Below are 22,251 nucleotides of genomic sequence, written 5' to 3'. Positions count from 1 at the left end.
CTCAGGAGTGCCAGGCGTGCGGTGCCGGGGTGCGGGCGCCCGGGAGGCTGTTGGCGATCCGCCACTCATGGATCCACTCGGGCAGTTCCAGGCCGGCCGGAGGCTGCCCGAATTCTTCCAGGATCTCGTCCTGGCTGACCGGCCGCCCCCTGGCGACCAGCCGGGTGGCGATATGCGCGCGCGCGTAAATTTCGCCGTCGGACACCATGCGCTGCTCGAAGTAGACCGCTTTGGTGTCCAGCCCGATGATGCGCGTCTCGATGGTGTAGCGCTGCCATAGCTGGAGGGACTTCCGGAACGCGATGGTCTCCCCCGCCGCCACCGGAGACCAGCCGCGCCGGCGCATCCGCTTCCACACACCGCTGCGGACCATGAGGTCGAACCGGCCCAGGTCCATCAGCGAAAAATACATGCCGTTGTTGACGTGGACTGCGATGTCCACGTCAGTGGGCAGGACGCGCATCGGCAGCGACGACGTGTCCCAGATGGTCAGCGGCGCCCGCCTGGCAGAGCGGAAAAGCATCAGGATGGTTCGCAGAATCAGGTGCATGGCGCCTATGTTACCCGCTAGTAACAAAACGCGACGGGCAGCGGGCAGCCCGCCCGTCAGGCAGGTAGTCCGCTGCCCCAGTTGAGTACACCCGTGCGGGCCCTCCAGCGAATCTCACGGATTTCCGGGTACCGCGTACTCGTGCCGGGCGCCGGGGCCCGTTCCTAGACTCGGGATTCCTAGGACCACGCAGGGTCGGGTCTTCCGGAGTTAGCTGCCGGGATCCGGTCCCGTTCAGGCTTCCGTATTTTCTGGGTATGCGGTCGCTTCCGCCCTGGTGGCTCCGGCGTGATGCCGGGGCCACCGGCGCACCCTGATCACCTGTCCGACTCCGGGGTGCCGAGTATCCGCCTGTGACGCGGCGCGCCCCGGCCGGAGGACCGCAGCTGGACGGCCTACCCATGAACCCGCAAGAGGACCCCTTCAACACCATTCCCCCTAGTGACTTCACCGCCCCTTCGCCAGGCACCGGACCTGCCGGCCCCGGGCTCCCCTACCCCGCCCGCCGGGCGGGAGCGGCGGCGGGCGCCCTTGTTGCAGTCTTGACCATCGCAACCCTCAGCCTCAGCGCAACGCCTGAAGTATTCAACGGACAGGACGCAGGAACCGCCACGGGGGGTACGACGGCGGCCGGCGCAGTTGCGACCGACGGCCCGGCTTTGGCGGACTACACCGCCAGGCGTGTGCACCCCGCCCTCCCCATCGACGCCTTCGCCGATCCCGCCGCGAGCCCGGCCGGCAGTTCAGGAACGGGCGCCGGCCCGGCCGCCCCATCCCAGACGGGAACTCCGGCTTCTGTCAAGAAGGCCGCCGTGGCGCCGTCGCCCGCGAAGGCAGCTGCCGCCGCCGTCGCACCCCCTCCGGCTCCAGCACCCGCGCCTGCCCCTGCACCCGCTCCAGCACCCGCGCCCGCCCCCGCTCCGCCCCCGGCTCCGGCACCGGCACCTGCTCCTCCGCCTGCACCCGCAGTGCGGACCATCCATGTCGCCGGGTCCGGCGGGCAGGAACTGATCGACGCGTGCATCGGGCCCATCCACTTCACCCCTAACGACGGCTACTCGCTGTTCATCACCGAGCACGACTTCTGCGGCGGGTGGGCACGTTTTTCCGGTATCGGGGTGGGCGAAACCGTGAGCCTGCCGGGTTATGGAACGTACACCGTGACAGGCCGCGGCCAGGTCCCCAATCCCGGGACGACCAACGACGTGGTGGCGGTGTTCGGCGGATTCCCGCGGGCCATCCTGCAGACCTGCATTCCCGGGACAAGCCAGATGCTGCTGATTGCGCTGAACTGACCCCAGAAGCTGTTGGCCCGCGAAGTTGGCGTGGGCGCATTAAAAAAGCTGTCCGCGGATCCGGCCCCAAGAAAGGGGTCCGATCCGCGGACATGGCCGGCAAGCGGCCATTGGTGCGGTCAGTAGGGCGTTCGCCCTTTAGGCGGGGTGGCGCTCCGAAATATGTTCCACCAACTCGCCAACCCGCTGCTCGGTGTAATTCCGTGCAATATCGCCCTGGCTGATGATGCCCACCAGTTTGTGATCGGCAATGACCGGCAGCCGCCTGATCTGGTGCCTTTCCATCAGCTCAATCGCGGCGTCGATAGTGGCATCGGCGTCAACCCAGTGCGGCCGGCCGGTAGCGAGTTCGCGTGCCATCATCTCAGCCGGGTTACGGCCGGTGGCAACGCACTTCAGGACGATATCCCGGTCGGTGACCATGCCCGTCAGCTTGCCGTCGTCTCCGCAGATGGGCAGCGATCCGCAATCCAGGTCCATCATCATCCGGGCCGCGTCCACGAGGGACTGGCTTTCCTTGATACAGCGCGCGTCCGTGGTCATAAACTCACGCACAGCACTCATTGGATCCTCCTTCATCGATGAAAGTATCGACGCAGGGCATCGGGGCTCATACGCCGATGCTGCCAGCCTACGCCGACGCTGCGGGCAGTGTCGACGGCTGGTTCCACTCCCCGTCTGGTGGTCAATTCCCCGTGAAACGCCGCGGGGAATTGACCTTTCAACGGGGAAAAGCCGGACACCACCAAGGGCACGAAAAAGCCCCCGGAACCTAGTGGTTCCGGAGGCTTTCACAAGGGTGGCAGATGAGGGATTCGAACCCCCGTAGGCGTTGCCAGCTGATTTACAGTCAGCCCCCTTTGGCCGCTCGGGTAATCTGCCGAACTTCAAAGAAGTACCCGCCGATGCAGTCTGCAGAGCGTCTGTTTCCAGGCCGTTCTGCTTCCGGTAACCGCGGGCAAGACAACTTTACAGAACTTCCGCCGAAGAATCGAATCGGGCCTGATGGCGGCAGGGAACCCGTTATTTCCCGCGGAGTTCGAGGGCGGATCAGGCGGGGCTCCGTCCCCGTTTCCGCTGATAGGGAACTGTGAATCCCAGACCCCACCGGAAGAGGCATCCGTATTAGGCTTGACCGCAGTGATCCCCGGCCCCGTCCGCGCACAGGGCCCTACCCCGCACCACCGCATAAGGAGAGTCATGGCAGGCGAGTCAACGTTCGACGTCGTAAGCAAAGTGGACAAGCAGGAAGTGGCCAACGCCCTGAACCAGGCCCAGAAGGAACTGGCCCAGCGGTACGACTTTAAGGGCGTCGGCGCTGAGGTGGACTTCAGCGGCGAAAAGATCCTCATGAAGGCCAACTCCGAGGAACGCGTCCTGGCCGTGCTGGACGTCCTCCAGTCCAAGCTCATCCGCCGCGGCATCTCGCTCAAGTCGCTGGACACCGGCGAGCCCTACGCCTCCGGCAAGGAATTCCGTCTGGAAGCCTCCATCAAGGAAGGCATCGCCCAGGACCTGGCCAAGAAGATCAACAAGCTCATCCGCGACGAGGCCCCGAAGTCTGTCAAATCCCAGATCCAGGGCGACGAACTGCGGGTCACGTCCAAGTCCCGCGACGACCTGCAGGCCACCATGGCCCTGCTCAAGGACTTCGAGGAGGCGGACCTGCAGTTCGTCAACTTCCGCAGCTAGGCGAGCGGCCTGCCTGCCATCCGCTCAAGCCGGGCAATCCGGTCCCGCATGGGCGGATGGGTGGCGAACAGCTTGGTCATCGCCCCGCCCCGGAACGGGTTGGCGATCATCAGGTGCGAGGCGTTGACCAGCCGCTGGTCCTGGGGCAGCGGCGCGACGGCGACGCCGCGCTCGATCTTCGCCAGGGCTGAGGCGAGCGCCAGCGGATCGCCGGTGAGCTGTGCACCGTCCTCGTCGGCGTCGTACTCCCTGGTGCGGGAGATGGCCAACTGGATCAGCGAGGCTGCAAACGGAGCCAGGAGCGCCATGGCGATCATGGCCAATGGGTTGCCGTTACGTCGGTCCCCGCCGCCGAAGAAGAGCAGCATCTGGCCCACCGAGGTGATGACGCCGGCGACGGCGGCCGCCACGGACGAGGTAAGGATGTCCCGGTTGTAGACGTGCATCAGTTCGTGGCCCAGTACTCCGCGGAGTTCGCGCGCATCCAGCAGTTGGAGCATCCCCTCGGTGCAGCAGACCGCCGCGTTCTTCGGGTTGCGGCCGGTGGCGAAGGCGTTGGGGTTCATCGTAGGCGAAAGGTAAATGCGCGGCATGGGCTGGTTGGCCCGGACGGAGAGCTCACGCACGATCTGGTGCAGCTGCGGTGCCTGGGCCTCGGTGACCGGGTATGCCTGCATGGAACGGATGGCGATCTTGTCGCTGTTCCAGTAGCCGTACGCAGTGGTGGCAACACCCACGAGCGCCATGATCCAGATGGGCGTGGAGCTGCGGGTATTGAGGCCGATCAGCCCGCCGAGTCCCAGCAGAACCGCCCAGAGAACGCCGAACAGCGCCGCGGTTTTGAGTCCGTTGTAGTGCTTGTGCATTTCCACTCCCGTCTGGAACGCGAACAGTTGCCGCTAAGGGGCCGGGCGGCGGGCGTCGTACGCGGTGAAGCCCGGCTGCAGCCTGGCGGCCAGCCACGCGGCGCCGATGCACAGCACGCCGCCGAGCAGCAGCACCCAGCCCTCACTCAAAATCTTAGTCGCGCCGCCTGCCAGCAGGTCCCCCACCCGCGGCCCGCCGGCCACCACCACGATGAAGACGCCCTGAAGCCGTCCCCGCAGGTGGTCCGGGGTGGCCGACTGCAGGATGGTGTTCCGGAAGACGGCACTGATGGAATCGGCGATGCCTGCCAGGACACAGCAGAGCGCCGCCGGCACCAGCCAGCCCGTAACGGCACCGTCAGGGGAACGCCCGGCCAGCAGCACCACCAGGCCAAAGCCGCCAATGGACGCGCCCCAGCCCATGACCGACAGCACCACCGCGGTGCCCTGTTTGTGGATGCCGCCCAGCGGTCCGGAGAACAGGCCGGCCAGGAAGGCCCCGACCGCGGTGGCCGCCAGGAGGATGCCCACGGTGGCTTCCCCACCGCCGATCATCACCGCGCCGATGGCGGGAATCAGCGCCCGGGGCTGGGCCAGGACCATGGCGATGAGGTCGATAACGAATGTCATCCGCACGTTCGGACGGGTGCCCAGGAAACGGAAGCCTTCGATCACGGAACGGATTCCCGCCTTGCTGCGGCGGCCGTCCGGCGGCATCGGCGGCAGCCGGAATACCGCCCACAGCACAAACGCGAAGCTGGCGAAATCCAACGTGTAGGTCCAAGCGAACCCCACCCCCGCCACCAGCAGTCCTGCCAGCAGCGGTCCGGCCGTCATGGACAGGCCCATGGACAGCATGTTCAGCGCATTGGCCGCGGGCAGCAGTTCGCGCCGGACCAGGTTGGGGATGATGGCACTGCGGGCGGGCTGGTTGATGGCCTGGGCCCCGCTTTGCAGTGCCACCAGCGCATAAAGGATCCATATATTTCCCAGCGCCAGCCAGGCCTGCAGCGCGATCATCCCGGTGGTCAGCCAGAGGACGGCGGTGGCGCCGAGCGCCACGGTCCTGCGGTCGTGCGAGTCCGCGATGGAGCCGCCCATCAGCCCGCCAAACACCAGCGGTACCAGAGCAAAGATGCCGAGCAGGCCCACGTAGAAACTGTCCTGCGTCAGCCGGTAGACCTCCAGGCTGACCGCAACCAGGGTGAGCTGGCTTCCGACGGCGGACACCGCGGATCCCAGCCACAGCCTGCGGAACGCCGGGCTCTCCCTGAGCGGCGTCACGTCTGCCAGCAGTCTCCCCACCCTGACACCATACTGGGCAGCGCCGACAGCGGAGGTCGGAAGGCGTGCTGCACCGGAAACGGGGCCGCTCCGAAGCTTAGCCACGCCTTATTATGAGATGCTCATAATAAGTGCTTGAATGGTCCCATGACGGAACTTCTGGATGGCCACGACTCCTGGGCTGCCGCCCTGCGTGCCCACGGCCGGAGGGTGACCAAGCAGCGCCTCGCCGTGCTGGCCGCCGTCGAGCGCCATCCGCATTCCCCGGCTGAAAGCATCCTTGCCGCGGCCCGCGCGGAGCTGCCGGAACTGACGGCGCAGTCCGTTTACGTGGTGCTCGGAGACCTCACCGACCTGAACATGCTGCGGCGGTTCGAGCCGCCCCACTCGCCTGCACTGTATGAGACACGCGTCGGCGACAACCACCACCACGCCGTCTGCATCAGCTGCGGCCGCGTGGAGGACGTCGACTGCGCCGTCGGGCACGCCCCCTGCCTGACGCCGCACTGGAACCCCGATGCCAAGCCGATGACCATCCAGATCGCCGACGTCCTCTACCAGGGCATCTGCCAGGAGTGCCAGCAGGCACAACAGCTTCCTCCCCACAGTCCCTCGCAAGAAAAAGAGAAATAGGAGAACAATGACTGCCGTTTCCACAACCCAGTCAGGTGCACCGGTTACGTCCGACGCACACTCGAAGTCAGTTGGTGCCGACGGCGCCATCATCCTGACTGACCACTACCTGGTGGAAAAGCTTGCCCAGTTCAACCGTGAGCGGGTTCCGGAGCGCGTTGTGCACGCCAAGGGCGGCGGTGCATTCGGCACGTTCAAGACCACCGAGGACATCTCCAAGTACACGAAGGCTGCGTTCCTGCAGCCGGGCGTCGAGACCGAGATGCTGATCCGTTTCTCCTCCGTCGCCGGCGAAAACGGCTCCCCGGACACCTGGCGCGACCCCCGCGGTTTCGCCGTGAAGTTCTACACCACCGAGGGCAACTACGACCTCGTGGGCAACAACACCCCGGTGTTCTTCATCCGCGACGGCATCAAGTTCCCGGATTTCATCCACTCGCAGAAGCGCCTGCCGGGCACCCACCTGCGCGACGCCGACATGCAGTGGGATTTCTGGACGCTCTCCCCCGAGTCCGCCCACCAGGTCACCTGGCTTATGGGCGACCGCGGCCTGCCGGCTTCCTGGCGCGAAATGCAGGGCTACGGCTCCCACACCTACCAGTGGATCAACGCCGCCGGCGAGCGCTTCTGGGTCAAGTACCACTTCAGGTCCAACCAGGGCGTGAACTCCATGACCTCCGAGCAGGCCGAGGCGCTGGCCGGGTCCGACGCCGATTTCTACATCCGCGACCTCTCGGAGAACATCGAGGCCGGGAACTTCCCGTCCTGGGACCTGCACGTCCAGGTCATGCCGTACGAGGACGCCAAGACCTACCGCTTCAACCCGTTCGACCTCACCAAGGTGTGGCCGCACGCTGACTACCCGCTGATCAAGGTGGGCACGATGGAGCTGAACCGGAACCCGGAGAACTACTTCGCACAGATCGAGCAGGCCACCTTCGCGCCGTCGAACTTCGTTCCCGGCATCGCCGCCTCGCCGGATAAGATGCTGCAGGCCCGCATCTTCTCCTACGCTGACGCGCACCGCTACCGCGTGGGCACCAACCACGCCCAGATCCCGGTGAACCAGCCGAAGAGCCAGGTCAACAACTACAGCCAGGACGGCGCCGGCCGCTACCTGTTCAACGCCCCCTCCGTTCCGGTATACGCGCCCAACACCATGGGCGGGCCCGCCGCCGTTGAGCCGCAGAACCCGGCCGGCGGCTGGGAGAACGACGGCGAGCTGACCCTGGCTGCCCATTCCCTCCACGCCGAGGACAGTGACTTCGTCCAGGCCGGGACGCTGTACCGCGAGGTTTACGACGACGCCGCCAAGGCCCGCTTCCTGGACACCATCACCGGTGCCGTGGGCGGCGTGAAGAGCCCCGGCATCAAGGAACGCGCCATCCAGTACTGGACCAATGTTGACGCCGAACTCGGCGCCAAGCTGCGCGCCAACCTGGGCGCCGCCCCGCAGTCCGAGGCTGAGGCAGCCAACAAGATCGGCTAAGTCCTCCACTTATCCTTCCGCCCCGCTACGGCTTCCGTAGCGGGGCGGAGTGTTTTCCACATACGACGGCGGGACCGTGGCGTCCGGGGGCAGGCCTCCTTAGGCTCGGTGCATGACTACTTTCCAGGGAATTCCTCCCGAAGCCTTCAGCTTTTATGCCGAACTGGAGGAAAACAACAACCGGCAGTGGTGGCAGGAGCACAAGGACAGCTACACCAGCCTGGTCCGTGATCCGGTTACGGCCCTGCTGGCAGAGCTGGCGCCCCGGTTCGGCCCCGGCAAACTTTTCCGGCCCAACCGGGACATCCGGTTTTCGGAGGACAAGTCGCCGTACAAGACAGCGCAGGGCGCTTTCGCATCCACCCTGGAAGGCGTGGGCTATTACCTGCGGATCAGCGCAGACGGGCTGCTGGTCGGCGGCGGGTACCATTCCCACACTCCGGCGCAGTTGGCCCGCTACCGGAACTCGGTGGATGCCGCCGCCACGGGCGAAGCGCTCCGGCAGATAGTTGACGGCGTGGCGGCGGCGGGATTTACCCTGGACGGCGAAAAACTCAAAACGGTGCCGCGGGGTTTTGACCGGGACCACCCCCGCTCCGACCTGCTCCAATACAAGTCGCTGTCTGCCGGCCTGGAGCTGGGCAGGCCCGACTGGCTGGCCACGCCGGCGGCGGCGCAGGAAATCTCAACGCGGTGGGAACGGCTGCGCCCGCTGGTGGAGTGGGTGGGCAGGCACGCGGCGCCGTGACGGGCCTCGTGCCGCATCAGCGAACATTTAGGCCGGCCAGTCCATCAGCGTGGAGCGGATCAGGAAACGCTTGCCCTCCGGCGCCTCCACCGAAAACCCGCTTCCGCGCCCGGTGACCACGTCGACGGTCAGGTGCGTGTGGCTCCAGTAGGCGAACTGTTCCCGCGACATCCAGAACTCCAGCGGCTGGGCCGCGTCGGCACGCTGGCGCGCGCCGCCGTCGTGCGTTCCCTCCGCCGCCAGGTCGAACCGGCCCAGTAGGACGTCCGAATCCCCGGTGAGGAACTCGCCGGCCGGATAACACATCGGCGCGGAGCCGTCGCAGCAGCCGCCTGACTGGTGGAACATCAGCGGCCCGTGCTGCAGCCACAGCTTCCGGAGCAGGTCCGCGGCAGGCGCCGTGAGCGCCACCCGGGAGAAATCCTCCCCGGGCAGCGTCACGGCGGCGTCCAACACTGCGTTTTCCACGGCTTAGAAGAAACCCAGCTTGTTTTCGTTATAGCTGACCAGCAGGTTCTTGGTCTGCTGGTAGTGGTCCAGCATCATGGCGTGGTTTTCACGCCCGATGCCTGAGGACTTGTAGCCGCCGAACGCGGCTCCTGCCGGGTAGGCGTGGTAGTTGTTGACCCAGACGCGTCCGGCCTGGATTTCCCGGCCGGCGCGGTAGGCCACGTTGCCGTTCCGGGACCAGACGCCGGCGCCCAGGCCGTACAGGGTGTCGTTGGCCAGGCCCATGGCGTCGTTGTAATCGCTGAACTTCGTCACTGCCACCACCGGGCCAAAGATCTCCTCCTGGAAGATGCGCATCTTGTTGTGGCCTTCGAACACGGTGGGCTGGACGTAGAAACCGCCGGCCAGGTCGCCGGGCAGTTCCGCGCGGGCGCCGCCGGTGAGGACCTTGGCGCCTTCCTGCTTTCCGATGTCGATGTAGGACAGGATCTTCTCCAGCTGGTCGTTGGAGGCCTGGGCGCCCACCTGCGTTTCGGTGTCCAGCGGGTTGCCCTGGATCATCTTCTCCACCCGGGCCACGGCATCCGCCATGAAGGATTCGTAGATGTCCTCCTGGACCAGCGCGCGCGACGGACAGGTGCAGACCTCGCCCTGGTTGAATGCGAACAGCGCAAACCCTTCCTGGGCCTTGTCGTAGAAGGCGTCGTTCTCCTGCGCAACGTCGTTAAAGAAGATGTTGGGGCTCTTGCCGCCCAGTTCCAGCGTGACCGGAATCAGGTTGTTCGAAGCGTACTGGCTGATGAGCCGGCCGGTGGTGGTCTCACCCGTGAAGGCGATCTTGCGGATGCGGGAGCTGGAGGCGAGCGGCTTGCCCGCCTCGACGCCGAAGCCGTTGACCACGTTGACCACGCCGGCAGGCAGCAGGTCGCCGATGAGTTCCATCAGCACCAGGATGGAGCTGGGCGTCTGCTCGGCGGGCTTGAGCACCACGGCGTTGCCGGCTGCGAGCGCGGGCGCCAGCTTCCACACCGCCATCAGGATGGGGAAGTTCCAGGGGATGATCTGGCCCACCACGCCGAGCGGCTCGTGGAAGTGGTACGCCGTGGTGTCGTCGTCGAGCTGCGAGAGCCGGCCTTCCTGGGCGCGCACGGCGGAGGCGAAGTAGCGGAAGTGGTCCGCCGCCAGCGGGATGTCGGCGTTGAGGGTTTCGCGGATCGGCTTGCCGTTGTCCCACGACTCGGCCACCGCCAGCATCTCCAGGTTTTCCTCGATGCGGTCGGCGATCTTGTTGAGGATCGCCGCGCGCTCGGCCACCGACGTTTTACCCCACGACGGCGCGATTTTGTGCGCGGCATCCAGAGCGAGTTCGATGTCCTCAGCAGTTCCGCGGGCCACCTCGCAGAAGGCCTTGCCGGTCACGGGGGTGATGTTTTCGAAGTACTGGCCCTTCACGGGAGCCACCCATTCGCCGCCGATCCAGTTCTCGTACCGGTCCTTGAACGTGACCTTCGAACCTTCGGTCCCGGGCTGTGCGTAAACAGTCATTGCGAGCTCCTTTGCTGTGCAGTGTTCGGCGGCCCGACACGGGCGCTGCCGCTGGCATCAGCGTAGGAGGGCAAAGGTTGCAGCAAGGTTGCGCCCCACCACATGCCCGGGCACCAGTCTTACGAAACGGTCGACGGCGGGGGCCGGCTACGCGCTGAGCTCGGCTTCCAGCCGCTCGAGGTCCGCGACGACGGCGGCCCGCTTGGGTGAGCGCGGCGGCAGGAGACGGAGCGCAGCGCGGCGGATCACGACGTCGTTCCTTGCCTCGGGAAGCCCGGCATACCTGAGGAGGGACTCGGCGCTGCCGTCGGTGAGGACCGCCTCCCGAAGCAGCCCGGACACCCTGGCCCGGAGCTCCACGATCCCCGGCGCCTCGGACCGCGGCAGCACCGCGCCCCGGTAAATCTCCAGCGCTATCCGGTGGGCTCCGCGTTGCAGGCAGTTGAGGACCTGGTTGCTGTCGGGCACCAGATCCATGGCCAGCCGATACGGCCTCGAGCCGGGCACGGCTTCGGGGTTGAGCTGCTGGAGTATCTTGCGGAGTCGGACCATTTCAGCGCGCAGCGTCATGGTGGAGCCGTCCCCGGGATAGAGCTGCAGGCACAGCTGCTCAGCTGTCAGGCCTTCCGGGTGGGCACTGAGCAGGGCGAGGATCTCGCTGTGCCGGGCGGACAGCGCCACCGTCCTGCCACCGATGCTCAGCAGGGCCTGGTCGCGGCCCAGCAGTTGGAGGCTGTTGCGGTAGAGGCTGCCTTCCTTGCCCTCCGCCCTTGGCGGGCGGGAAGCGGAAGCCTGCTGCCGCCGTCGTACCGGTTTGCGGGCGAGCTCCGCCGCCAGCTGGAGCCGCTCGACGCGCAGCTGCGCCTGGGCGGCTGCCACCGTGGCTTCCACCAGCGACAACGTGTGCGGCGCCACGGCGCTGTCCGTGCCGGTGATGTCCACGACGCCCAGGACGGCGCCCGAGTCGGGGTCGTGGAAGGGAACGGCGGTGCAGCTCCACGGGTGCACGGAACGCTGGTAGTGCTCGGCACCCGAAATCTGGATGCCCCGGCCCAGGGCGAGCGCGGTCCCGGGGGCGCTGGTGCCCACCGTCGCCTCGGACCAGTCGGCGCCGGGGACGAACATCATGCCCTCGGCCCGGCGCTGCATTGCCGGATCGCCTTCCACCCAGAGCAGCCGGCCCACCTCGTCGCCCACCGCAACCAGCAGGCCGCTGTCATGGCTGGGCTGGACCAGGAGCTTGTGGATGACGGGCATGATGGTGGCCAGCGGATGCTGCCGGCGGTAGTCCTCGAGTTCTTCGAGGTCCAGGGCCAGCGGGGCGCCGGGGCTGTCCGGGTCCGCTTTGAACCCGGCCGACCGCTGCCATGATTCGCGGATCAGGGTCCGGATTCCGGGGAGTTCTTCGACGCCCGGAAACGCCAGGCCGCCATCGAGCCGCTCATGGCCGGCCAGGGCGCTGTGCTGCTGGCGCGTGATCAGGTTCGTCATTGAACTCCCGGGGTGCAGGCACGGCGACGCTGCGCCGCCCGGCTATTGTAACCCCCATCACACTGAAGCAGGCCCGGCCGCTGATGCGTCACTGTCGGCACCGGCAGCTGCGGCTGTCCTCGGAATGGCGCTGCTGCAGCTGAGTCAGGGATCCAGAAGTCACGCAGTTCGGGCCGGGCTGAGCAGCTCCTCGAGTGCGTCGGCGCCCGTCCGCACCCCGCCCGCCGCTTCGAAGCCGGCAGCCACCCGCCGGGCGCCTGCGGTCTTCGTGAGGGCCTCCCGGACGGCGGTGCGCAGCTTCTCGGGGGTGAGGTTTTTGCGCTTTAGCCGCACGCCGGCGTCGGCCGCCACTACCCTGGCAGCCACCTCATGCTGGTCCCGGCCATAGGGAACCACCACCACTGGCACTCCCTTGGCCAGCGCCTTCTGGGTGCCGCCCATCCCGCCGTGGGTGATGGCGACGGCGGCACGATCCAGCACCGGCCCGTGAGGCAGGAAGCGCTCAAGCCGGGCATTGGCTGGCAGCTGGGCGGGCGGCTCCGGGGCCTCCTTGCTCGCCGGAAGAGTGGCGACGACGGTAAACGGCTCGTGTTCCAGCGCCGCCAGGGACGTTCGTACCAGGTCCTCGTCCGCCTGGTACTCGGAGGAAGTGGTGACCAGGACAACGGGATCCGGCAGGGCGTCCAGCCACGCGGGAGCTTCCGCCGGCGGTTCCCAGCCCAGCGCACCGATCATCCGGACGTCCGGTCCCCAGTCCGGGTGGGGATACTCGAACGGCCCGGCGGTGGCCACGAGCAGCAGCGGCGCCGTGCGGAAGAAGTCGTCCACTCCGCGGACCGGCTGAAGTGTGCCGCCGGACAGGTCGGCGCGCATGGTGTTGATGCCGGGCAGCATGATCTTTTCGACCGCACCGGTCACCAGCGGCCGCACCAGCGCATCCCGGAGCCTGCCCAACGGGCCCGGCATGGGATCGAGCCCCGGTCCGAAAGGCGGGGTTCCGCTGGACCGAAGCGGCGGGGTGTAGGGGCTGAAGGCCGCCCACGGAATTCCGCTGTTTTCGGCCACGGTGCGGGCGCCCCAGGCGTTGATGTCCACGAGCAGCAGGTCGGGACTGGTCTCTGCAATGGCCGCGCGCAGGTCCGGCCCGTCCACCAGGCCGCGGGCGGTGAAGGTGGCGGTGCTCAGGGCGAGGTTGGCCTTGATGGAGGTCGCGGTGTAGTCGCGGTGCATGAGATCAAGCAACCGGGCGTCTATGGGCCGGGCTTCCAGGCCTTCGCGGCGCAGGTGATCCACGTACGCCGGCAGAGTGCGGACATGCACGACGTGCCCCCGCGCTTTCAGCTCCAGGAGCAGCGGGACCATCGGGAACAGGTGGCCGATGGCGGGTGAGGTGTAGGCAAGGACGGTGGACATTATGGCCTCCAGCTAAAGGGCCCCAGCATTTCAAGAAGTGAGGTGGCCACCTGGTCCCGGCTGAGTCCTGCATCGAGGCGGAGCAGTTTCCAGGTGTAGACGTCGCAGAGGGCGACGAACTGGGCAAGGCGGCGGTGGCGCTCCGCCGTGTCCGCAAACAGGTCTTCCGCCAGGTAGGGTGCGAAAACGCGCTCGCACCACTGCCAGTGGAATTGGCGTCCGGCGGCCGTAATCTCGGCCATGACCGGGGAAGTGCCCTCTTCCGCGAGCATCTTCAGCGCCAGCGCGCCGGTGGTTTCGTAGTGCTCCAGGAGATTTGCGACGGCGGCCCGGACATCGCCGGGCGGCGCGGCGTTGCGCTGGCCGGCCACCCTCGCTGCCGCGGCTTCCGCGGTGGCGTGGATGAGGCCCATCCTGTCGCCGAAGCGGCGGATGACGGTCTGGACTGTGACTCCGGCCCGGGCTGCGACCGCATTGAGGGTGACGTCCGCGAGCGGGCCCTCGAGGAACAGGTCCTCGGTGGCCTGCAGGATCCGCCGGCCGGTTTCCGCAGCCGCAGCCGCCCGCTTGGGTGAGGCATAGGGCCGGGTCGGCCCGTCCGCATTCATGTTAATGACACTAACTCCAATGGGAGTTCTTGTCCATGCGCGGATGTCAGGCGCGGGAGATCTTGATCATTTCTTCGCGCGGGACCACCTTGATGCGCTCCCGGACCACGGGTTCGGCTCCGTCAGCGGACCGGTCCGCAGTCCACGCCGCACCGAGGGCTGCCTCGTGGGCGTCGAGCCTGTTCCAGCCTTCCCACGTGGTGTATTCGATGCCGCGTTCCTCCAGCAGGTCGATGATGGCCTGCGGGTCCGGGTTGCTGGCCGGGGGCAGCGCCAGCCGGTCCTCCAGCAGGAAGCCGATGGTCTCCAGTGCGTCGCCCTTGGTGTGGCCGATCAGGCCCACCGGACCGCGCTTGATCCAGCCGGTGGTGTAGATGCCGGGAACCGGCCTGCCCTCGGCGTCCAGGACACGGCCGCCCTCGTTGGGGATGACACCGCGCTTGGCGTCGTACTCCAGCTCGTCCAGCGCGGATCCATGGTAGCCGATGGCCCGGTATACAGCCTGGACCGGGTATTCAACGAACTCCCCCGTTCCCTTCGCGTTGCCGGTACCGTCCAGCTGCATCCGCTCGAACTTGATGGCGCCCACCCTGCCCGCCCCGCTGCTCTCTCCGCCTTCGGCGAGGATTTCCACCGGACTGTGCAGGAAGTGCAGGTGCAGGCGGCGGGAGGACGGGTTCTCGGACTCGGCGTGCTCCTCCACCAGCCAGTTGGTGAGCGTGTTCACCATGGTCTTGGTCTGGTTGTTGGTGCGGATGGCCTCGTCGGAGGCTTCGTCGAACTCGAAGTCCTCCGGGTACAGCACGATGTCCACGTCGTTCATGTGGCTGAGCTCGCGCAGCTCCAGGGGCGTGAACTTCACCTGCGCAGGGCCGCGGCGGCCAAACACGTGCACGTCCGTGACCGGCGAGGACTTCAGCCCCTGGTAGACGTTGTCCGGGATCTCGGTGCTGAGCAGTTCCTCGGGGTGCTTGATCAGCATGCGCGCCACGTCCAGCGCCACGTTGCCGTTGCCGATCACCGCAATCTCGCGTGCCTCCAGCGGCCATTCGCGGGGAACGTCCGGATGCCCGTCATACCAGGACACAAAGTCCGCGCCGCCGAAGCTCCCGGGAAGCTCGATACCCGGAATATTCAGGTCCGCATCCTTGATGGCGCCGGTGGAGAAAATCACTGCGTCATAGAACGCGCGGAAGTCGTGCAGCGTCAGGTCGCGGCCGTAGGTCACGTTGCCCAGGAAGCGGATGTCGCCGCGGTCCAGCACCTTGTGCAGGGCGTTGACGATGCCCTTGATGCGCGGGTGGTCCGGGGCGACGCCGTAGCGGATCAGCCCGTACGGTGCCGGATAGGCCTCGAAGAGGTCGATGCTGACCTCGAAGTCGCCGTCCTTCACGCCCGCCGATTTGGTGAGGATGTCCGCAGCATAGACCCCGGCCGGACCGGCGCCCACGATGGCGACGCGGAGGGGACGGGTGGAGGCGGTTTCGCTGTGGTTGGACACCGGGAGCCCTTCTTACGATGAGGATGCGCCGGACCTTGGCGCACCGCCTTCCATTCTAGATTGACACGCTTATGAGGCCCGCAGCGGGACCACGCTGCCCTCCCGGTACAGCAGTGCCCGCAGTTCGGCCTCGCCGGAATCGGCGCGGCGGGGGTCGATGGTTTCGCCGTCGTTGTAGTGGTCCACCACCCGGGGGTCCACATAGCTTTTCCGCGCGATCGACGGCGTGTTCCCCAGCACCGCCGCAGCTTCCTGCATCGCCTGGCTCACCGCGCGCTTCCGCTGAGCAACCGTCCGGCGGACGCCGGTCTGCGCCAGGCTCCCGGCGGCAGCCACCGTGCCGCGCAGGGTCCGGAAGTCCTTGGCCGTGAAGTCGGACCCCGTCCGCTCCTTGACGTAGGCGTTGATCTCCGCGCTGGTGACCGGCCGCCACCGCCGGCCCTCCTTGTACGCGAGGAGCCTGGCGTTGGGTCCCCGGCGCTTAAGCGACCGCACCAGGGCGGCCAGGTCGGCGTCGTCAATTTCGGACTCCCAGAACTTGCCGCTCTTGGCCGGGAACCGAAGCATGACGCGGTCCTTGCGCACTTGGGCGTGCGCGCACAGCAGGGTGGCCAGGCCGCGGCTGCCGTTCTCGTTGGTGTACCGCTCGGAGCCCACCCGCAGCGACCCGCTGTCCAGCATCCTGAAGGCCCCGGCCAGGACCCGCTCGCGGGAGAACCCCTCGCTGCGCAGGTCCATCGTCACCTTCCGGCGCGCGGCGGGCAGTGATTCGGCGAGCTGGAGGGACCGGTCGAACTTGGCCCGGTCCTTCCGCTCCCGCCATTCCGGATGGTAGATGTACTGCCGGCGCCCCACCGCGTCCAGCCCGGTGGCCTGGATGTGGCCGTTCTCGAAGGGGGAGATCCACACGTCCGTCCAGGCCGGCGGGATGCCGATGCTTTCCAACCGGTCGCGGATGGGTCCAGGCGGCAGGGTGGAGCCATCGAGGTCGCGGTAGCTGAAGCCCGTGCCGGCTGCCACGCGGCGGTATCCGCGCCCGTTGGCGTTGCTGCGCCGGAGCCTCATGGCGCGGACCGGGACGGGGCTGCGTGTGTCATGAAAGCAAGCCTACTGATCAGTGCCGTTTTCCCCCGCATGGCGTGCTGGAATACCTGCCCCGGTGGTGATGTTATGGGTTGCGTGCCTACACCCGATGGAGTAACCCCCGCCAGCGCCCCTGCCACTGCAGCGGCCCCACGCTCCGCAGGCCCCCGGGCGCCCGGCACCACATCTCCCGGGGCCACGCCGTCCGGCCCCAAGGCCGTGGACAAGGAGACGACGGCGGGAATCCTCTTCGGCGTCGGCGCTTACGGGCTGTGGGGGCTGCTCCCGCTGTACTTCTTCGCGCTGATGCCGGCGGGTGCCGTCGAAATCGTGGCCAACCGGGTGGTGTGGTCGCTGGTGTTCTGCGTCCTGCTCATTACCGCCACCCGTGCCTGGCCGGCGCTGGCAGCGGCCTTCCGCGACCGGAAGGTATTCGGGTCCCTGGCCCTGGCTGCCGCGCTGATCGCCGCCAACTGGCTCACCTACACCTACGGCGTGACCACCGGGCAGGCCGTCGAGGCGGCGCTGGGGTACTTCATCAACCCGCTGGTATCCGTGCTCCTGGGCGTGTTCGTGCTCAAGGAAAGGCTGCGGCCGCTGCAGTGGGCCGCCGTCGGAACCGGTTTCGTGGCGGTGGGCGTGCTCACCTACTCCTACGGAAAGCTTCCCTGGATTGCGTTGACCCTGGCGGTGACCTTCGGCCTGTACGGCTTCGTGAAAAAACGCGTGGGGCCAAGGGTGGACGCAGTGACCAGCCTCAGCGTGGAAACCATGGTGCTGGCGCCGTTCGCCGCGGCCACCATGGCGGTACTCGCCCTGAACGGCACCGCCACCCTGACCGCGCAGGGCGCGGGGCACTTCTGGCTGCTGGTGGCCTCCGGCGTGATCACGGCGGTCCCGTTGCTGTTCTTTGGTGCTGCGGCCCGCCGGCTGCCTATGACCACCATCGGCCTCCTGCAGTACATGGCGCCGCTGCTGCAGTTCGTGGTGGCGCTGCTGGTGTTCCGCGAAGCCATGCCCTTGGAGCGGTGGATCGGCTTCGGCGTGGTGTGGCTGGCACTGCTCCTGCTGACGCTGGACATGCTGCGCGCCGCCCGGAAGAACTCGGCGGCGCGCAGGGCAGCGGCTGTTACGCGTGGGCCTTGATGGCAGCTGCCAGGACGTCCAGCCCGTCGTTGAGCAGCTCGTCCGTGATGACCAGCGGCGGGAGCAGGCGGATCACGTTGCCGTAGGTTCCGCAGGTGAGGATGATGACACCCTCCTTGAGGCAGGCGGCGGCTACTGCCTTGGTCAGTTCAGGATTGGGTTCCTTCGAGCCCGCCTGAACGAGCTCGATGGCCAGCATGGCACCGCGGCCGCGGACATCGCCGATGACGCCGGTCCCGGTCCCGGCCAGGTCCGCCTGCAGTTCGCGGAGGCGGCCGGTGGCGACGGCTTCGATGTGGCGGGCACGGCCGGCGAGGTCGTACTCCTCCATGGTGCCGATGGATGCCAGCGCCGCGGCGCAGGCTACGGGATTGCCGCCGTAGGTGCCGCCCAGCCCGCCGGGGTGGACGGCGTCGAGCAGGTCCGCGCGGCCGGTGATCGCAGAGAGCGGCATGCCGCCGGCGATGCCCTTGGCGAGGGTCATGATGTCCGGCACCACGCCCTCATGGTTGACCGCGAACCATTCGCCGGTGCGGCAGAACCCGGACTGGACCTCGTCGGCAATGAAGACGATGCCCTTCTCCTTGGCCCATTCAGCCAGTGCCGGCAGGAAGCCTTCTGCCGGAACGATGAAGCCGCCCTCGCCCTGGATGGGTTCGATGATGATCGCGGCCACGGACTCGCCGCCGATCTGCTTCTCGATCATCGTGATGGCGCGCTTGGCTGCCTCGGCGCCCGTGATGGCGGGGTTCTCCTCGCGGTACGGGTAGCTCATCGGCATCCGGTACACCTCGGGGGCGAACGGTCCGAAGTTGGTCTTGTACGGCATGGCCTTGGCGGTCAGCGCCATGGTCAGGTTGGTGCGGCCGTGGTAGGCGTGGTCGAAAGCGACGACGGCGTCACGTCCCGTGGCGAGGCGGGCCACCTTCACGGCGTTCTCCACCGCCTCGGCGCCGGAGTTGAACAGCACCGTGCGCTTCTCGTGGTCGCCGGGGGTGAGGCGGTTCAGCTGCTCAGCTACGGCGACGTAGCCTTCGTAGGGGGTCACCATGAAGCAGGTGTGCGTGAAGTGCTCCACGGCTTCCTTGACGGCACCCACGACGGCGGGGTCGGACGCGCCCACGCTGGTCACCGCGATGCCTGAGCCGAGGTCGATGAAGGAGTTGCCGTCCACGTCATGGATGATGCCGCCGTCGGCGTCCGCCACGTAGACGGGAACGCCGGACGCGACGCCGGCGGCAACCACGGCCTTGCGCCGTTCTGCCAGTGCCACGGACTTGGGACCCGGGAAATCGGCCTGCACGCGGCGCTTCTGCTCCAGGCGGAAGGTGATGTCAGATGCGGTAGTGGTCATTATGAATGCTTTCTTAAGAGTCGAGGGCGGACATAACGTGCTTGATGCGCGTGTAGTCCTCCACGCCGTACATGGAGAGGTCCTTGCCATAGCCGGACTGCTTGAACCCGCCGTGCGGCATTTCGGCGGTGAGGAGGATGTGGGTGTTGATCCACACGGCGCCGAAGTCCAGGTCCCGGCTCAGGCGCATGGCCGTTCCATGGTTGGTGGTCCAGACGCTGGAGGCAAGGGCGTAGTCAACGTCGTTGGCCAGCTCCACGGCTTCTTCCTCGGTGCTGAACTTCTGGACGGTGATCACCGGGCCGAAGGTTTCGTGCTGGACCACGTCGTCCGTCTGGCGGGCGCCGGTGATGATGGTGGGCTCGAAGAAGTAGCCCTTCTCCCCCGCCTGGTGGCCGCCGATTTCGATCCGGCAGTTCTCCGGCAGGTTGGCCACCACAGAGCTCACCGCGTTGAAGTGGTTGACGTTGTTCAACGGACCAAAGTAGTTCTCCGAGTCATCCTGCGAGCCCGTGCGCAGCGTCCTGGTGTGCTCCACCATGGCCGCCACCACGTCGTCGTGCACTGACTCCTCCACCAGCACCCTGGTGATGGCCGTGCAGTCCTGGCCGGCGTTGAAGAACGCGAACTCGGCAATGGCGGCGGCGCTCTTCTTAATGTCAGCGTCCTTGAAGACGATGGCCGGTGCCTTGCCGCCCAGCTCCAGGTGGGCGCGCTTGAGACCCTTTGCGGCGCCGGAGGCAACGGCGATACCGGCGCGGACCGAACCGGTGATGGACACCAGGCCCGGCACCTTGTGCTCCACCATCAGCGAGCCGGTACGTCCGGTGCCCAGGACCACGTTCAGCACGCCGGCCGGGAAGATCTCCCCGGCCAGGCGGGCCAGGACCAGGGTGGATTCGGGGGTGGTGTCGGAGGGCTTCAGGACCACCGTGTTGCCGGCGGCGAGCGCGGGGCCGATCTTCCAGATGGCCATCAGGAACGGGTAGTTCCACGGGGCAACCTGGGCCACCACGCCGATGGGTTCGCGGCGGACGTAGGAGGTGTGGCCCTCGAAGTACTCCCCTGCGGACTTGCCTTCCAGGATGCGGGCGGCGCCTGCGAAGAACCGGAGCTGGTCGGCGCCGGCGGCCACTTCCTCGGACGCGATCAGCGAGCGCACCTGGCCGGTGTTGCGGTGCTGGGCCTCTACGAGCTCGTCGCTGTTGGCCTCGATGGCGTCCGCGAGCTTGAGCAGCATCAGCTGGCGCTGGCCCGGCGTGACGTGCTTCCAGGACTTGAAGGCGTCCCTGGCGGCGGCCATGGCAGCATCGACGTCTGCCTCCACCGACACGGGCGACTTGGCCACCACTTCACCGTTGGTGGGGTTCACGATGTCCAGCAGGTCGGTGCCTGCGGGCGTCACGAATTCGCCGTTGATGAAGTTCTGCAAGGTTTGGACCACGGTGTACAACCTCTTTCTGTGGGGCTGTCGGCGGCCGCGCGGGTGGGCGGCAGCGGACGGCTGGCTCTGTCTCGAGCCTATGCCAGCACCCCATGGCAGGGAATAGCCACCTGCACACCGTCGCCCGCAATCTTTAGTGCGGTTGACCAGCATCGAACTATCCTTGGTCCATGGCTATTTCCCTTGCCGCCCTGCTGGGTGTCGGTTCCCTGAAACTGTCCAAGGCAGGGCTGGCCGAGACCACCTGGCACCAGGACATCAACTGGGTCGCGGTGACCGAACTGGAGGACCCGCAGCGTTTCCTCAACGGCGGCGAACTGGTGCTCACCACGGGACTGCGGCTCCGGTCCGCCCCGGACCAGCGCCGCTTTGTCCGCCAAGTGCAGCGCGCCGGTGCCGTGGGCATCGGCTTCGGCGTGGGGCTCTCGCACGAAACCGTGCCGTCGGCGCTGCTGGCCGAGGCCAACCGGTGGGGCCTGCCCGTGGTGGAGGTTCCGTACGAGACGCCGTTCATCGCCATCGGCAAGCTGGTGGCGGACGCCCAGTCCGCGGACCACTACGCCAAGCTGGAGCGATTGATTGCCGGGCACCAGGTGCTGGCGCGTGCACTCCTCACCGGCGGCGGGCTCAGCGAGCTGCTCAAGCAGCTGGGCAGCATGCTGCGCACCGGGATAGCCCTGACCCAGTTCACGGCCGAGCTCTACAACAGCACCGGCGAGGTGCCGTCCGCAGGGACCTGGTCCTCCTACCCCGTGCCAACCGGCCGCCGGGACGCGTGCACCCTGTGGGTCCGGCAACCGTTCGAGGACACCGGGATCATCGGCTACGCCCAGAACCTGATCAGCGTGGAGCTGAACAACATGGTCCAGCAGCGGCAGGCCCAGCGGGCACTGTGCGGGCAGGTGCTGGACGACGTCATCAACGGCGCCCTCGAAACGAGCGAGGCCCAGCGCCGCCTGGCCGGCGTGGGCATCAACAGCACGCGCAAGAACGTGGTGCTGCTGGCCGTGTCCGCGGCCCATCACAAGGCCTTGGCCAGCACCTCGGTGCCGCGCGAACTCGGGGAGGCGGTGGCCGCCGTCGTCAACAAGGACCTGGTGCTGGTGGTCAATGACGACGGCGGGGCGGCACCTGCGCTGGCGCGCCGGCTCAGCGACCACCTCGCCGAAGCCGGGATCCACGCGACGATCGGGATTGGCGGGGCGTATACGAAACCGAACGGCCTGCGGTGGAGCTACTACGAAGCCCGGGACGCCGCCAGCCATGGCTTGCCCGTCAACGAACCCGAGCGGCTGAGCCTGACCTCCCTGCTGCTGGCCAGCGAGGACGTGCCGCTGGCGGACATGGCCCACGAATCGCTCACTCCGCTGCGAAATTTCGATGCCGCCCACGGTTCCGAACTGATGGGCACGCTGGAAAGCTACCTGAACAACAACGGGTCGGTGGCTGCCGTTGCCGAGGAGCTGACGCTGCACCGGAACACGGTCCGCTACCGGCTGGCACAGATCACCGAACTCACCGGATACGACCCCGCCGTCACCGCGGACCGCGTGCAGCTGTGGCTGGCGCTGGCCGTGGCCCGGCTCGCCTCCCGCCCGTCCGCCCCCTCCCCTCCTGCAACGCGGGGGCAGTCCCGGCCCACTCAACGCGCCTGAGACG

20 protein-coding genes and 1 tRNA gene are annotated in these 22,251 nt (G+C 67.3%); 7 read left to right on the top strand and 14 right to left on the bottom strand.

What is annotated here, in order from left to right; genetic code table 11:
• Position 1: 1 nt before the first annotated feature.
• A complete protein-coding gene (locus ACFWIX_RS02875; protein WP_377214600.1) occupies positions 2 to 550 on the bottom strand; it encodes an acyl-CoA thioesterase in 549 nt (182 codons plus the stop codon).
• Between the two features lie 542 nt (positions 551 to 1,092).
• Between ACFWIX_RS02875 and ACFWIX_RS02870 the strand changes: the two genes are divergently transcribed.
• Complete coding sequence (locus ACFWIX_RS02870) at positions 1,093 to 1,845, top strand: peptidoglycan-binding protein (RefSeq protein ID WP_377214599.1); 753 nt, start codon at positions 1,093 to 1,095, stop codon at positions 1,843 to 1,845.
• A gap of 138 nt (positions 1,846 to 1,983) precedes the next feature.
• On the opposite strand, the gene ACFWIX_RS02865 is transcribed toward ACFWIX_RS02870, so the two are convergent.
• Positions 1,984 to 2,409, bottom strand: coding sequence for a CBS domain-containing protein (locus tag ACFWIX_RS02865; RefSeq protein WP_377214598.1), 426 nt, complete (start codon positions 2,407 to 2,409; stop codon positions 1,984 to 1,986).
• Positions 2,410 to 2,645: 236 nt separating this feature from the next.
• Positions 2,646 to 2,727, bottom strand: a tRNA-Tyr gene (locus tag ACFWIX_RS02860).
• Positions 2,728 to 3,045: 318 nt separating this feature from the next.
• Between ACFWIX_RS02860 and ACFWIX_RS02855 the strand changes: the two genes are divergently transcribed.
• Positions 3,046 to 3,537 carry a YajQ family cyclic di-GMP-binding protein gene (locus tag ACFWIX_RS02855; RefSeq protein WP_079596566.1) on the top strand — a complete coding sequence of 164 codons (492 nt, stop codon included), beginning with the start codon at positions 3,046 to 3,048 and terminating at the stop codon, positions 3,535 to 3,537.
• Here ACFWIX_RS02855 and htpX read toward each other — a convergent pair.
• Together htpX and ACFWIX_RS02845 are read right to left on the bottom strand one after the other, a co-directional pair.
• Entirely contained in the window at positions 3,534 to 4,403 is an 870-nt protein-coding gene (htpX, locus tag ACFWIX_RS02850; protein WP_377214597.1) for a zinc metalloprotease HtpX, read from the bottom strand. The two genes, ACFWIX_RS02855 and htpX, sit on opposite strands and share 4 nt — an antisense overlap.
• A 33-nt stretch (positions 4,404 to 4,436) precedes the next feature.
• The gene (locus ACFWIX_RS02845) at positions 4,437 to 5,708 is read right to left on the bottom strand and encodes an MFS transporter (protein ID WP_377214596.1); all 1,272 of its coding nucleotides are present in this window, start codon (positions 5,706 to 5,708) and stop codon (positions 4,437 to 4,439) included.
• Between the two features lie 126 nt (positions 5,709 to 5,834).
• On the opposite strand from ACFWIX_RS02845, the gene ACFWIX_RS02840 reads away from it, so the two are divergent.
• From ACFWIX_RS02840 to ACFWIX_RS02830, 3 genes are all read left to right on the top strand, one after another.
• On the top strand, positions 5,835 to 6,320 hold the full coding sequence (locus tag ACFWIX_RS02840; protein WP_377214595.1) for a Fur family transcriptional regulator: 486 nt from the start codon (positions 5,835 to 5,837) through the stop codon (positions 6,318 to 6,320).
• 7 nt (positions 6,321 to 6,327) lie between these two features.
• Positions 6,328 to 7,809: a catalase gene (locus ACFWIX_RS02835; RefSeq protein WP_377214594.1), complete on the top strand. Its 1,482-nt coding sequence runs from the start codon at positions 6,328 to 6,330 to the stop codon at positions 7,807 to 7,809.
• A gap of 112 nt (positions 7,810 to 7,921) precedes the next feature.
• A complete protein-coding gene (locus ACFWIX_RS02830) occupies positions 7,922 to 8,557 on the top strand; it encodes a DUF2461 domain-containing protein (protein WP_377214593.1) in 636 nt (211 codons plus the stop codon).
• Positions 8,558 to 8,584: 27 nt separating this feature from the next.
• Here the strand turns inward: ACFWIX_RS02830 and ACFWIX_RS02825 are convergent, their stop codons facing one another.
• From ACFWIX_RS02825 to ACFWIX_RS02795, 7 genes are all read right to left on the bottom strand, one after another.
• The gene (locus ACFWIX_RS02825) at positions 8,585 to 9,025 is read right to left on the bottom strand and encodes a DUF779 domain-containing protein (protein WP_377214592.1); all 441 of its coding nucleotides are present in this window, start codon (positions 9,023 to 9,025) and stop codon (positions 8,585 to 8,587) included.
• A 3-nt stretch (positions 9,026 to 9,028) separates the two neighbouring features.
• The gene (locus ACFWIX_RS02820; RefSeq protein WP_377214591.1) at positions 9,029 to 10,552 is read right to left on the bottom strand and encodes an aldehyde dehydrogenase family protein; all 1,524 of its coding nucleotides are present in this window, start codon (positions 10,550 to 10,552) and stop codon (positions 9,029 to 9,031) included.
• A 147-nt stretch (positions 10,553 to 10,699) separates the two neighbouring features.
• Positions 10,700 to 12,043: a GAF domain-containing protein gene (locus ACFWIX_RS02815; RefSeq protein ID WP_377214590.1), complete on the bottom strand. Its 1,344-nt coding sequence runs from the start codon at positions 12,041 to 12,043 to the stop codon at positions 10,700 to 10,702.
• Positions 12,044 to 12,202: 159 nt separating this feature from the next.
• A complete protein-coding gene (locus ACFWIX_RS02810) occupies positions 12,203 to 13,456 on the bottom strand; it encodes a glycosyltransferase (protein WP_377214589.1) in 1,254 nt (417 codons plus the stop codon).
• Positions 13,456 to 14,064 (bottom strand): TetR/AcrR family transcriptional regulator, encoded by a 609-nt coding sequence (locus ACFWIX_RS02805; RefSeq protein WP_377214588.1) that lies wholly within the window; start codon positions 14,062 to 14,064, stop codon positions 13,456 to 13,458. The genes ACFWIX_RS02810 and ACFWIX_RS02805 overlap by 1 nt, the downstream gene beginning before the upstream one ends.
• Positions 14,065 to 14,110: 46 nt before the next feature.
• Positions 14,111 to 15,565: an FAD-dependent oxidoreductase gene (locus ACFWIX_RS02800; protein ID WP_377214587.1), complete on the bottom strand. Its 1,455-nt coding sequence runs from the start codon at positions 15,563 to 15,565 to the stop codon at positions 14,111 to 14,113.
• Between the two features lie 69 nt (positions 15,566 to 15,634).
• Positions 15,635 to 16,630 (bottom strand): DNA topoisomerase IB, encoded by a 996-nt coding sequence (locus ACFWIX_RS02795; protein WP_377214586.1) that lies wholly within the window; start codon positions 16,628 to 16,630, stop codon positions 15,635 to 15,637.
• Between the two features lie 105 nt (positions 16,631 to 16,735).
• Between ACFWIX_RS02795 and rarD the strand changes: the two genes are divergently transcribed.
• On the top strand, positions 16,736 to 17,794 hold the full coding sequence (gene rarD, locus ACFWIX_RS02790; RefSeq protein ID WP_377214585.1) for an EamA family transporter RarD: 1,059 nt from the start codon (positions 16,736 to 16,738) through the stop codon (positions 17,792 to 17,794).
• Here rarD and gabT read toward each other — a convergent pair.
• Together gabT and ACFWIX_RS02780 are read right to left on the bottom strand one after the other, a co-directional pair.
• Positions 17,778 to 19,148, bottom strand: coding sequence for a 4-aminobutyrate--2-oxoglutarate transaminase (gabT, locus tag ACFWIX_RS02785; protein WP_377214584.1), 1,371 nt, complete (start codon positions 19,146 to 19,148; stop codon positions 17,778 to 17,780). The two genes, rarD and gabT, sit on opposite strands and share 17 nt — an antisense overlap.
• A 13-nt stretch (positions 19,149 to 19,161) precedes the next feature.
• Positions 19,162 to 20,592, bottom strand: coding sequence for an aminobutyraldehyde dehydrogenase (locus ACFWIX_RS02780; RefSeq protein WP_377214583.1), 1,431 nt, complete (start codon positions 20,590 to 20,592; stop codon positions 19,162 to 19,164).
• Positions 20,593 to 20,762: 170 nt separating this feature from the next.
• Between ACFWIX_RS02780 and ACFWIX_RS02775 the strand changes: the two genes are divergently transcribed.
• Positions 20,763 to 22,247, top strand: coding sequence for a PucR family transcriptional regulator (locus ACFWIX_RS02775; RefSeq protein WP_377214582.1), 1,485 nt, complete (start codon positions 20,763 to 20,765; stop codon positions 22,245 to 22,247).
• The last annotated feature ends 4 nt before the right edge of the window (positions 22,248 to 22,251 follow it).

Origin of the sequence: Pseudarthrobacter sp. NPDC058362 (assembly GCF_042723515.1) — a bacterium.
Taxonomy (GTDB): domain Bacteria; phylum Actinomycetota; class Actinomycetes; order Actinomycetales; family Micrococcaceae; genus Arthrobacter.
This window is presented reverse-complemented; position numbering and strand designations above follow the sequence as displayed.